We start from the raw sequence: 12,697 nt of genomic DNA, 5'->3' as shown, positions 1-12,697 counted from the left end.
TTGTGTGAATACTTACAGTTTACCCCAATGAAACGCTATGAGTTTTTTTGTTGCACTATATTTTACAATTTATCATGCACAAATCTTGGAGGGGCAGTAGTAATGCTATGGCAAGACGGAAAAGGAGGCGCACGAACTGCCCTGTGGATGATAGACTTGGTTAGTGATAGAGAAAAAATTACAATATGAACTTGACAAAAAAATAGAAAAGGAGTATTATTGACTGGTTAAATAACCGATTAAATAACCGGTTAAGAAAATAGAAAGAAGGATTCTATGAAATTTTGGAAAAAAATGGAAGGTCTAGGGCTCTTCCTGAGTCTTCTTTTCCTTCTAACAGCTTGTGGCTCCAAGGGTAATCCGACTCCTACTAGTTCGAAACAGGGGCTCAAGATTGTGACCAGTTTTTATCCTATCTATGCTCTGGTCAAAGAAATTTCTGGTGATCAGAACCAAGTGTGGATGGTCCAGTCAGGAGCGGGCATCCATGACTACGAACCTTCTGCCAAGGAGATGGCCCAGATATATGATGCGGATGTCTTCGTCTACCATTCCCAAACCTTGGAATCCTGGGCGGGGCGGCTAGATCCGAATCTGCAAGGATCCAAGCTTCAGGTCATCGAAGCGAGTCAAGGGATGACCTTGGATAAGGTGACTGGTCTAGAAAACCTCAGTGAGGAAGAAGGAGAAGGGGCTCAGAGTTTGTATGATCCTCATAGCTGGGTGGATCCCCTTAAAATAGCAGAAGAGGGTCGTCTACTAGCCCAAAAGCTAGGAGAGATAGACCCAAATCATCGGAGCCTCTATGAGGCCAATGCCAAGAAACTAGAAAAACGCTGCCAAGATTTGGTTAGCAACTACCAGCCTCTCTTTGAGAAAGTCAAGCAAAAGACCTTTGTGACTCAACACACTGCCTTCTCTTATCTAGCCAAGCGCTTTGGCTTGAAGCAGTTGGGGATTGCAGGAATTTCTCCTGAGCAAGAGCCGACAGCTCGCCAATTAGCTGAAATCCAGCAGTTCGTGAAGGACTATCAGGTGAAAACCATTTTCGTCGAGAAGCACACTTCCTCCAAGGTGGCGGATAGTATCGCTCGGGCAACGGGAGCGCGTGTCAAGGTTTTGGATCCTCTAGAAGCAGATCCCCAGAATAACAAAGATTTACTAGAAAATTTAGAAGAAAATTTGGCTGTCTTAGCCAAGGAATTAAAGGAGTAAGAAGCAAGGATGAAGAAAAAAGGAACCATTGCGATTGTCTCAGCATTAGGACTTGGGTTCTGTGCCTATGCCCTTCGTCAACCAGCACCTGTTAAAGAAGAAAAGAAGAATCAGGTTCAATACTTACAGGGAGATAAAACTAAGAAAGCCTCAAGGGCCAGTAAGAAAGAAGAAACTATTGATTCGGTTAATTCCAAGGAAAATACGCAGGCAGAACAGATCGTTGTCAAAATTACGGATGATGGTTTTGTGACCTCCCACGGGGATCACTTCCACTATTACAATGGGAAGGTCCCTTATGATGCTATTTTTAGTGAGGAGCTCATTTTACGAGACCCATCTTATCAGCTTCAAGAAGCAGATATCGTCACCCGTGTCAAGGATGGCTATGTGATTAAACGAGCTGGGAAATACTACCTTTATCTGACAGATGCCCGCCATACAGTTAATGTGCGCTCGATTGAAGAAATTGCCGAGCAGAAAAAAGGAGGGATCGTCAAGGAGCAAGGAGAGGAAGGTTTGGGAGCGACTGGCTCCTCTCGCAAACTTACTAAACTGCGAGATTTTAGCCAACCAAGTCAAGCCTTGAAGGAAGGCAAGACTCTTGAAAGTCTCACCTCAGGAACTCGTCCTAGCAAAGGTGGCTACCAGACGGATGATGGCTATGTCTTTAGTCCTGGGGATGTGATTTCAGATACAGGTGATGGCTTTATTGTTCCACACGGAGGCCATTATCATTACATTCCAAAGAGTGCCCTATCAGCTGGAGAGTTGGCGGCTGCTCTGTCCGTCTTGCATGGTCAGTCTAGGAAAAATGAAGAAAAAGTCCTAGCAACAGGCTCAACAGAAGATAAGAGAGGTGGCCAAGCTTCACAGGGACAGGCCACTCCATCCCTTGAAAAGGAAACTCCAAATCCATTCTCCCCTAGTCCTCTGACTCCAATTCCTATAGGTCCGACTACCGGGTCAACAGAGGGACATCAGACCTCAAGCCTTGCCAGCCTTCTTGCAGAGTTGCAAAAGACACCTCTGACTTCTCGTCATGTGGAGTCGGATGGTTCAGTCTTTGACCCAAGTAAGATTAGCAAATGGACAGACCAAGGGGTAGTCTATCCTCACGGAGATCATTTCCACTTTATCCCTTATCAGGAACTTTCGCCTCTAGAGCGCGAGCTAGCGCGGCACTATCAATTCCTCCGTGCCCAAGGAGGCAGTGCTGCAACTGAAGAGACACCAAATCTTCCTTCGATTCCAGAGCCAGAGGGCCATGCGCACGATCACGATCATGAGGGTGAGCATCACCATCACCATAAGCAGGAAGAGGAGCACGATCATGGCTTTCATGCGGATCAAGTCATCAGCAAGGATGATGAGGGCTATATGGTCGCTCACGGGGACCATGCCCATTATTTCTACAAGAAGAATCTCTCTTCTCAAGAAATTGCTGCAGCAGAGGCTGTTCTGGCTGGTAAGCAACAAGAAGACAAAGGAAAACCACTGACAGACGATGTGACCACTTACTCTCGTGATGCTTCTGATGAAGAAAAGATTCAGTACATTAGCCAAACCTACGGAGTTCCTCGAGAAGCAATCAAGATTTCGAACGGCTTCTTTGTCTTTAACAATCCAGACCAAGAATACGATCCGACCCATATCCATCCTTATGCCGTTCGGAAGGAACATGTCCGGATTCCGCTTGAAACGGGCAATCCGGAACTAGATTTCATTAACGAGCTCTATACGACTGCCCTTCGTTCAGGAATTTCTCCTTATAGCTTACAGATTGAGAATGGTCAGTTCGTCATCCCACACGGAGACCACAACCACTACATCAAGGTTCGCTCGGCTGGCCTAGCCGCTTACTTAGCCCACCGCCTACCTACCATCCAATCTCCTTATCAAAAAGGAGACTTGGACCAGAAGGTTGTAGAGGCCAAGGTCAACCAACTCTTAGCTGAAAGTCGCACTCTTTATGCTTCCGATCCTTTGCAACAAAGACGGATTGAGTTGATTTTGGGGCACTTCTTGGAGAATGTCAAGAGCTTCCCAAGCAATTCGACAGCAGGTTATCTGGCTAGTCTCGACCAAGTTGATCAACAGTATATCCATGCTACCCAAGCGGTTAAGCCAATAGAAGAAACGGTCTTGGATCGTCGTTACCAAGAGTTGCTAGAGCAGGTTCGTTTGTTGGATACAGAGGCCTTCCAGCTTAAGAAGGAAGAACTGGTGGCTCAACTACAAGAAGCTTATGCAACTAAGAATGGTCAGTTGCTAGAGGGGCAAGGGCAATTGCTACAGGCTATTCAGGAGATGCAAGATCGAACTGGGGTGACTTCAGTGGACTACCTCAAGTATTTCTACCAAAGCTTGAGTGATGCGCGCTTGACACCAGAATTACGCACTCAAGCTGCAGATCTGGCTTTGAAACTTTATCGTGCTCAAGCCTTTGAAGAAGCCTGGGATTCAAAAGCCCACTTTATGGAACTTTACCAAACCAAGCAAGCCATTGATCAGCTCTTTTCTCAAGAGCATGCTCCGATCTACCCGATTGAAAAGACCGTTTTGGATCAAAAAGGAGGTGAAGCCCCTTCTTATAACTTAGCTGTTTACGAGTTTCTTAAAGGGGTCTATGGGGAGCTGGATAAGGCGACAGAAGCTCATCAAGAGGCCAACATGCTAACAGCCCTCTTGAACCAAATCGAGAGCCTCTTACCTCAGGTGGAAGAAGGTCAGCGAACAGAATTTGAAGAGCATTTGGCTCAGCTACGCCAAGAAGAGGAAACAGGCAAGGCTCTATCCAGCGGTCAAACCCTACTTCGGCAAGTGGGGGAAGCCATTGAGAAGCAAAAGCAAAAGCAAACAGACACCCCTCAGATTGAGGATCTTGCTCTTTACAAACAGCTCTACAACCAGTTGATGGCCCTGCACAAGCAATTGCTTGAAAAAGGAGCGAGTGATGCAAGTTTTGAGCGCTTGGAAGCTCTATTTGATCAACTAGCTAATCCTAAGAGTGACAAGACAGCCTTGCTACAGGCTATACTAGCCTTTCAAGCAGAGTTAGCCTCTCCATCAGCAAGTGCCACAGTGGAGGGCTCCTCAGCACCTCTTGCTAGCGAGACGCTAGCTTCTGATTCAGCTACTGCATCCGTTACGGAAGCAAGCAATCCAAAAGAAGAAACCAGTTCGGAAGAACTTCCGACGGTAACTGGGGAGAAAGAGAATGCTCCAGCAAGTCCTGTAGAAGGAGAGACTCAGGAATAAATCACACTGTAAGAAAAAACACCGAATCGTATGGATTCGGTGTTTTTATCGGTCATTTCCATTTTTTTCTTGGGCCAGAATTTCTTCAAATCCTTGGGATAAGGCTTCGACCTGGATGGGTTCTAGGGTAAAGGGATGAACCAAGGTGAGGCGGTGGGCATGGAGCATGAGACGGGATCCTCTTTCTGGGTTGTAGAGAGGATCTCCCATGATGGGATGCCCATGATGAGAGAGATGGACACGGATTTGATGCGTCCGGCCAGTCTGGAGTTGGCACTTGACCAAACTCGTTCGTTTGAAGACCTTTAAAATCGTCACGTGGGTTTCCGCATAGAGTCCTTTTTTAGGATCGACGATGCGCTTACGACGATCATGACGATCACGACCTAGCTTATCTTTATAAACCACCTGTTTCTGGGGGAGCTTCCCTTGGATGAGGGCCCAGTATTCTCGCTTGATTTTCCGATCCTCTAGCAAACGGTTGAGGATGGGGAGGACAAAGGGATTCTTGGCAAAAAGAAGGGCTCCACTGGTCTCCTTGTCCAAACGATGAACGACATAACAGGGCCCCCCCACGTAACTAGAGACGTGATTCAGAAGGGCGACTTCGCCTGGTTGATTGGCGTGGGTTTTCATCCCTTCTAGCTTATTGACGATGATCAGGTGCTCATCCTCGTAGAGGACCTCAACCAGACTAGGGTCACCAGCTAGGAGAGACTTTTCTTCATAGTCTTCAGGGTCAAAGGTCAGGGTGAGGTCATCTCCTGCCTGAAGAGTGCTCTGCCAGTGGACTGCTTGACCATTGACTTGGACGTTTTTTTTGGTCCGCAAAAAATGGCGAATTTTTCGTGGGATGAGGAAATAGTCTTCTAGAGCTTCCTTGACCGTCATAGTTGGAAAGGCTTTTGGAATGGTAATCGTGTATTGCATAGTGCTATTGTATCAGAAAGCTAGGGGAAAGAAAAGACGAGACCAATCTTGCTCGGCAGAAGAGAAACATCCTCAGATTAGCTAAGAATTGGAACTTGGCAGAAGCTTAAAGAAATCTAAAAGAGAAGCTACCTCCGGAGGTCTTTCTTGTCTAGTCGTGGGGAAGGTGATAAAATAAAGATTATGAACAAATTAAAAGAATTGATGGAGGGAATGATTCGTCATTTCCAACGAGACAAAAAACCAACCAAGATTGCAGAGGAGGTGGAGTTGTCGACGGATGGTGAGGAGTTAGCTCCGACCTATAGCCGTTCAGACAAGAAACACAAGAAACCTCTGTCTCAGCATCCTTTTAGACGCTTTTGGCGCAAGTACCACTTGACCAAGATCTTCTTGCTCATTGGCTTGATTTTCAGTTTGGTGACAGGAGGCTATCTCTTTTATCTTGCCAAGACGACCAATGTGGCAGATTTGCAAAATGCCCTCAAGGCGACCACCATTATTTACGATAAGGATGGGAACCAGGCCGGGAGTCTGACAGGTCAAAAGGGAACTTATGTTGAGCTAGATGCCATTAGTGAAAATCTGCAAAATGCAGTGATTGCGACAGAAGACCGGACCTTCTACAAGAACAGTGGGATCAACTACGGCCGTTTCTTTCTAGCTATCCTGACAGCGGGGCGCTCTGGAGGAGGATCAACCATTACTCAGCAGCTAGCTAAGAATGCTTACCTCTCTCAAGACCAGACCATTGAGCGTAAGGCTAAAGAGTTTTTCCTGGCTCTCGAGATCAATAAAAAGTACAGCAAGAAAGAAATTCTGACCATGTATCTCAATAATGCCTACTTCGGCAATGGGGTTTGGGGGATTGAAGATGCTTCTAAGAAATATTTCGGAGTGTCGGCTAGTCAATTGACTCTCGATCAATCAGCGGTTCTTGCAGGGATGCTTAAGGGACCAGAGATTTATAATCCCCTTTATTCTGTCGAAAATGCGACCAACCGTCGGAACACTGTTTTGCAGAATATGGTGGCTGCTAGCTATATCGATCAGGCCACAGCAGACCAATCTGCTACGGTAGATATTCACGGTCAGCTCATCGATGCCTATGAAGGCAAGTCAGAAGATTATCGCTATCCTTCTTATTTCGATGCGGTGATTAATGAAGCCGTCAATCGGTATGGCCTGACGGAAGAAGACATTATTAAAAATGGCTATCGGATCTATACAGAAATGGATCAGAATTACCAGGCCAGCATGCAGGTCATCTATGACAATGTGGATCTCTTCCCCCTTGCAGAGGATGGCACCCGGGCAGAATCAGGTAGTGTGGCCCTGGATCCAAAGACAGGAGGAGTTCGTGCTATTGTCGGTCGTGTCGGAAGCGACCAAGGAGTCGGCTTTAGAAGCTACAACTACGCGACCCAGTCTGCAAGAAGTCCTGGTTCAACCATTAAACCGCTTGTGGTCTACAGTCCAGCAGTTGCCAAGGGTTGGTCTACCAACATGGAATTGGATAACACTACAACCACCTATGGAAATTACACCGTAAACAACTATGGGGGAATTCAAACTAGTCCAACGGTTCCGATGTATCAGGCCCTGGCGGAATCCCTTAACCTACCGGCAGTTGCCACAGCTAATGAATTAGGTCTTGACACAGTCTTTGATTATGGGAAGAAGTTTGGACTTAATATGGACAAGGTTCATCGTTCTCTTGGTGTGGCTCTCGGATCTGGTGTTGCGACCAATCCTCTGGAGATGGCCCAAGCTTATGGGGCTTTTGCTAATGATGGAGTCATGAACGATGCCCACCTCATTACCAAAATTGAAAATGCGAGTGGCCAGGTCGTCAAGAGTCATAGTCAGAAATCTACCCGGGTCCTCAGCACCTCTGTTAATCGAAAAATGACCAATATGATGCTAGGAACGTTCTCCAACGGGACAGGGGTCAACGCAGCTCCTTATGGCTATACCATGGCTGGGAAGACAGGGACAACAGAGACCGACTTCAACCCAGATTTATCTGGAGATCAGTGGGTAATCGGTTATACTCCAGATGTAGTCCTCAGCCAGTGGCTAGGTTTCCCTAAAACAGATGAGACCCATTACCTGACGGGGACCAGTGCGGAAACGGCCTCGATCATCTTCCGCAATGTCGCCAACAGCGTCCTGCCTTATACGGAAGGAACCAGCTTTGACGATGAGAAGAACTCCTACGCGGAAAATGGGATTGCGCCAGTCGGCCAAGAAACAGAAACTGACGCTCAGACAGATGACAAAGGCTTCTTTGATCAGGTAAAAGAGCAAGCTTCCAATATGGTAGACCAAGCCAAGAAGGCCATCGATGAAGCAGACCTTCCTGGTAAGGCCAAGAATGCTTGGGATACCTTTAAAGGTTGGTTTGGCTATTAAAAGGAAAGTCCTTCAATATGAAAGCTACAAAAAAGCCTTCAGAGTATATCTGAAGGCTTTTTGACTAGAGTGTTAGAGGTTTGCATCAGAAACACTAAAGGTATCACCGTGCTCAAAGTCTCCGTACTGGTATCCTCGCTTGAACCAGCGCATGCGTTGCTCGGAGCTTCCATGGGTGAAACTATCTGGGACAGAGTAACCATAGGCCTGCTCTTGGAGAGTATCGTCCCCTACTGCATGGGCAGCATTGAGAGCTTCTTCGATGTCACCTGTGTCCATGAGACCTTGCTCCTCGATATAGCGGGCCCAAACACCAGCATAGTAGTCTGCTTGAAGCTCCAAGCGAACATTCAGGGCGTTTTTCTGTGTTTCAGATTTCCCCTGGGTGGCCCGTTGGTAACTTTGAAGGGTACCTAATTCGTTTTGGATATGGTGGCCGACCTCATGTGCGATAACATAGGCCATGGCAAAGTCACCGCTGGCCTTGTATTTAGTGGTGAGCTCTTTGTAGAAGCTAATATCCAGATAAATTTTTTGATCGCTAGGGCAGTAGAAAGGACCTGCTGCTGCTTGCCCCACTCCACAGCCTGTTCGCGTTTGACCGGTGTAGAAGACCAAGGTCGGTTTATGATAGGTTCGACCTTCTTTTTGGAAAGCTTGGCTCCAAAAGTCTTCTGTCGTCCCCAAGACTTGGCTGACGAACTTGGTGTCTTGGTCGCTAACTTGGGTTTGCTCTTGGCGCGTGACTTGGCTGGAGTTGTAGTTCTGAGTGGCTTGCTCCGGATTAAAGATGCCACTCAGGCCAGCTCCTCCACTCAAAAGAACCAACAGTAAAATCATAATGATCTTGCTCTTGAAACTTCCTGGAGAGAGGAGGATTTGGAGGATCCCCCCTCCTATATTGCCACTCGAGCGTCCAGATGAGTAAGCGCTTCCGCTCTGTCCGCGCCGGTCTTCAATATTTTTACTTTCTTTCAGATGATCGCTTTTCATAATTTCTCCTTTATCTACTATATTGTACCAAATCATGGGGAAAAGCCAAATAAAATGCGTCTCTATAAAGCAGAAGTTCTTGTCAAAAAAGTGAAAACTTGCTATAATGGTGTGAATGGAGGCGTTATGGCATTAAAAAAAGCAAGTCTAGCGTGTACGGTTTGTGGGTCACGCAACTACTCAATCAAGTTGAGTGCGACGCCAAAACCAAAACGTCTAGAAGTTAACAAGTTTTGTAAACATTGTAGTAAATATACAATTCATAAAGAAACCAGATAGGAGATTGTTGTGAAATTTATCAGAGATATTTTTGTCTTACTTAAGAACACGACTTGGCCTACTCGCAAAGAAAGATGGAAAAACTTTATCTCCGTGATTGAGTATACTGCTTTCTTCGTAGTCTTGATTTATTTCTTCGACCGCGTAGTAGCGAAAGGTATTTTACAAATTATTGATTTGTTCTAAGAAGCAAGAAAAATCGCGTCCCAAGAGGATGCTTTTTTTCTTACTGGAACAGAAAAAAACAAAGAAATTACTTTGCTTTCTCTAGTTTTATGTTATAATGGACCTAGGAAAACGAGAGCCGCTAGGCTTTTTTTAGTATCGTGATGAAGCGATGACTTCTATCAGATCAGAAAGGAAACTCAAATGGATAGTTTTGATAAAGGCTGGTTTGTCTTGCAGACTTACTCAGGCTATGAAAATAAAGTGAAGGAAAATCTTCTTCAACGAGCACAGACCTACAACATGTTGGAAAATATCTTGCGGGTAGAAATCCCTACTCAAACTGTACAAGTTGAAAAGAACGGAAAAACAAAAGAAATCGAGGAAAACCGCTTCCCTGGTTATGTCTTGGTTGAGATGGTCATGACAGATGAAGCTTGGTTTGTCGTTCGGAATACGCCAAACGTAACGGGCTTTGTTGGCTCTCACGGGAACCGTTCAAAACCGACTCCTCTCTTGGAAGATGAGATTCGCAATATCTTGATTTCTATGGGACAAACTGTACAAGACTTCAACATTGATGTCAAGGTAGGAGATACCGTTCGGATTATCGATGGAGCCTTTACTGACTACACTGGTAAGATCACTGAAATTGACAATAACAAGGTGAAAATGATTATTTCCATGTTCGGAAATGATACAGTTGCTGAAGTTAACCTCAACCAAATTGCTGAATTATAAGATAAAACTCTGGTTAAGATGAATCGTCTTAACCAGAGTTTTTATAGTAGCCTTCAATTGCTACTTCAAAAAACAAAAAAGCCCTATTTCTAGGGCTTTACGATATAAAGGAATAAACCAATATAAAGTTTTATCATCAAGGCGGTAGACGGATTTGAACCGACGATCAAGCTTTTGCAGAGCCGTGCCTTACCACTTGGCTATACCGCCATAACATATACTATTTTAACCTAAAAATCAGATTTGGTCAAGAAAAAGTTTTTCACAAACTTTACAAAAAGAGACAAGAATAAATAAGGAAAGTCCTTGTTGACAGGCTCAACATTTTTAAGGTAAAGGGGCTGAAAATATGATGATCATTAGTTGATTCATGATGGAGAAAGAGTGTGACTGAAAAAGTTTGCGAGCAGAGGAGTTTCATCGAAACGAGGACCTAGATTTTCTCTTTGCAAGTAGTGAGCAAGGAGGATTTGATTAGCCAGGAAAATCTCTCAAATGACTTGCAAAAAGCTTCTAAATCTGCTATACTTATAAAGTTGCGTAAAGCAATAAATACTCATCCTGGATCCATTGTGGCACCGTTGCCCTTGTGGTCGTGTTGCAAGCTGACGTCTGGGAGAGGAGAAAAAAACAAAAAGGAGAATTTACTCATGGCAGTAATTTCAATGAAACAACTTCTTGAGGCTGGTGTACACTTTGGTCACCAAACTCGTCGCTGGAACCCTAAGATGGCTAAGTACATCTTCACTGAGCGTAACGGAATCCACGTTATCGACTTGCAACAAACTGTAAAATACGCTGATCAAGCTTATGACTTCATGCGTGATGCTGCTGCAAACGATGCAGTTGTATTGTTTGTTGGTACTAAGAAACAAGCTGCTGAAGCTGTTGCTGAAGAAGCTGTTCGTTCTGGTCAATACTTCATCAACCACCGTTGGTTGGGTGGTACCCTTACTAACTGGGGAACAATCCAAAAACGTATCGCTCGTTTGAAAGAAATTAAACGTATGGAAGAAGAAGGAATCTTCGACGTTCTTCCTAAGAAAGAAGTTGCACTTCTTAACAAACAACGCGCTCGTCTTGAAAAATTCTTGGGCGGTATCGAAGATATGCCTCGTATCCCAGACGTAATGTACGTTGTTGACCCACATAAAGAGCAAATCGCTGTTAAAGAAGCGAAGAAATTGGGAATCCCAGTTGTAGCGATGGTCGACACAAATACTGATCCAGACGATATCGATGTTATCATTCCAGCTAACGATGATGCAATCCGCGCTGTTAAATTGATCACTGCGAAAATGGCTGACGCAATTATCGAAGGTCGTCAAGGTGAAGACGCAGTTGCAGCAGTTGAAGCTGAATTAGCAGCAACTGAAACTCAAGCAGATTCAATCGAAGAAATCGTTGAAGTTGTAGAAGGCGACAACGCTTAATTCAAATAAGTAATTATTACCTAGGAGGGCGGGGCTTAGCCCGGCTCTCCTATTTTTAAAAAAATATAGGAGAATCAAAATGGCAGAAATTACAGCTAAACTTGTTAAAGAGTTGCGTGAAAAATCTGGTGCTGGTGTCATGGACGCTAAGAAAGCATTGGTCGAAGTTGAAGGTGATATCGAAAAAGCGATTGAATTGCTTCGTGAAAAAGGGATGGCAAAAGCAGCTAAGAAAGCTGACCGTGTTGCCGCTGAAGGCTTGACTGGTGTTTATGTTGATGGAAACGTTGCAGCAGTAGTTGAAGTGAACGCTGAGACAGACTTCGTTGCGAAAAACGCTCAATTCGTTGAATTGGTAAACGAAACTGCGAAAGTGATTGCTCAAGGTAAACCAGCTAACAACGAAGAAGCTCTTGCTTTGACAATGCCTTCAGGTGAAACTCTTGAAGCAGCATACGTATCTGCAACAGCTACAATCGGAGAAAAAATCTCATTCCGTCGTTTTGCTTTGCTTGAAAAAACAGATGCACAACACTTCGGTGCATACCAACACAACGGTGGACGTATCGGTGTTATCTCTGTTGTCGAAGGTGGAGACGAAGCACTTGCTAAACAAATTTCAATGCACATCGCTGCAATGAAACCAACTGTTCTTTCATACAAAGAATTGGATGAGCAATTCGTGAAAGATGAGTTGGCACAATTGAACCACGTGATCGACCAAGACAACGAAAGCCGTGCAATGGTTGGTAAACCAGCTCTTCCACACTTGAAGTATGGTTCTAAAGCTCAATTGACTGACGAAGTTGTCGCTCAAGCTGAAGAAGATATCAAAGCTGAATTGGCAGCTGAAGGTAAACCAGAAAAAATCTGGGATAAAATCATCCCAGGTAAAATGGATCGCTTCTTCTTGGACAACACGAAAGTTGACCAAGCCTACACTCTTCTTGCGCAAGTTTACATCATGGATGACAGCAAGACAGTGGAAGCTTACCTTGAATCAGTAAATGCTTCAGTTGTTGAATTCGTTCGCTTTGAAGTTGGTGAAGGTATTGAAAAAGCTTCAAATGACTTTGAAGCAGAAGTTGCAGCTACAATGGCAGCAGCTCTTAACAACTAAGAATTAAAAATAAGAGGTTTCGATCGAAACCTCTTTTTTGTAAGATAAAGTGATCTAGCTATTTTATGTGATAAATTGTAAAATATAGTGCAACAAAAAAACTCATAGCGTTTCATTGGGGTAAACTGTAAGTATTCACACAAAC

Annotated in this window: 10 protein-coding genes, 1 tRNA gene and 1 pseudogene; 9 read left to right on the top strand and 3 right to left on the bottom strand. The window is 44.7% G+C overall.

What is annotated here, in order from left to right:
- The 3 genes and pseudogenes from K1J10_RS09020 to K1J10_RS10830 form a co-directional block, all read left to right on the top strand.
- The coding region (locus K1J10_RS09020; RefSeq protein WP_223356943.1) for a hypothetical protein at positions 1-189 on the top strand (189 nt) is incomplete at its 5' end.
- A gap of 87 nt (positions 190-276) precedes the next feature.
- On the top strand, positions 277-1,215 hold the full coding sequence (locus K1J10_RS09015) for a metal ABC transporter solute-binding protein, Zn/Mn family (protein WP_223356941.1): 939 nt from the start codon (positions 277-279) through the stop codon (positions 1,213-1,215).
- Between the two features lie 9 nt (positions 1,216-1,224).
- Positions 1,225-2,913 (top strand): annotated as a pseudogene (locus K1J10_RS10830) (pneumococcal-type histidine triad protein); the annotation flags it as partial.
- Positions 2,914-4,521: 1,608 nt separating this feature from the next.
- Here the strand turns inward: K1J10_RS10830 and K1J10_RS09005 are convergent.
- Positions 4,522-5,406: an RluA family pseudouridine synthase gene (locus K1J10_RS09005; RefSeq protein ID WP_223356937.1), complete on the bottom strand. Its 885-nt coding sequence runs from the start codon at positions 5,404-5,406 to the stop codon at positions 4,522-4,524.
- Positions 5,407-5,589: 183 nt separating this feature from the next.
- Between K1J10_RS09005 and pbp2a the strand changes: the two genes are divergently transcribed.
- Positions 5,590-7,821 carry a penicillin-binding protein PBP2A gene (gene pbp2a, locus K1J10_RS09000; protein WP_223356935.1) on the top strand — a complete coding sequence of 744 codons (2,232 nt, stop codon included), beginning with the start codon at positions 5,590-5,592 and terminating at the stop codon, positions 7,819-7,821.
- A gap of 72 nt (positions 7,822-7,893) precedes the next feature.
- On the opposite strand, the gene ypfJ is transcribed toward pbp2a, so the two are convergent.
- Positions 7,894-8,814, bottom strand: a complete 921-nt coding sequence (ypfJ, locus tag K1J10_RS08995; protein WP_223356934.1) for a KPN_02809 family neutral zinc metallopeptidase — start codon at positions 8,812-8,814, stop codon at positions 7,894-7,896.
- Positions 8,815-8,940: 126 nt separating this feature from the next.
- Between ypfJ and rpmG the strand changes: the two genes are divergently transcribed.
- The 3 genes from rpmG (at position 8,941) to nusG (ending at position 9,999) form a co-directional block, all read left to right on the top strand.
- Positions 8,941-9,093: a 50S ribosomal protein L33 gene (gene rpmG, locus K1J10_RS08990; protein WP_006595433.1), complete on the top strand. Its 153-nt coding sequence runs from the start codon at positions 8,941-8,943 to the stop codon at positions 9,091-9,093.
- A 9-nt stretch (positions 9,094-9,102) separates the two neighbouring features.
- Entirely contained in the window at positions 9,103-9,279 is a 177-nt protein-coding gene (gene secE / locus K1J10_RS08985; protein ID WP_135782970.1) for a preprotein translocase subunit SecE, read from the top strand.
- Positions 9,280-9,462: 183 nt separating this feature from the next.
- Positions 9,463-9,999, top strand: a complete 537-nt coding sequence (nusG, locus tag K1J10_RS08980; RefSeq protein WP_135782969.1) for a transcription termination/antitermination protein NusG — start codon at positions 9,463-9,465, stop codon at positions 9,997-9,999.
- 139 nt (positions 10,000-10,138) lie between these two features.
- On the opposite strand, the gene K1J10_RS08975 is transcribed toward nusG, so the two are convergent.
- Positions 10,139-10,209 (bottom strand) — tRNA-Cys (locus K1J10_RS08975).
- Positions 10,210-10,649: 440 nt separating this feature from the next.
- On the opposite strand from K1J10_RS08975, the gene rpsB reads away from it, so the two are divergent.
- Complete coding sequence (gene rpsB, locus K1J10_RS08970; RefSeq protein WP_135782968.1) at positions 10,650-11,432, top strand: 30S ribosomal protein S2; 783 nt, start codon at positions 10,650-10,652, stop codon at positions 11,430-11,432.
- A 79-nt stretch (positions 11,433-11,511) separates the two neighbouring features.
- Positions 11,512-12,552, top strand: coding sequence for a translation elongation factor Ts (tsf, locus tag K1J10_RS08965; RefSeq protein ID WP_223356933.1), 1,041 nt, complete (start codon positions 11,512-11,514; stop codon positions 12,550-12,552).
- The last annotated feature ends 145 nt before the right edge of the window (positions 12,553-12,697 follow it).

The organism is Streptococcus australis, from assembly GCF_019930045.1.
Classification (GTDB): domain Bacteria; phylum Bacillota; class Bacilli; order Lactobacillales; family Streptococcaceae; genus Streptococcus; species Streptococcus australis_D.
This window is presented reverse-complemented; position numbering and strand designations above follow the sequence as displayed.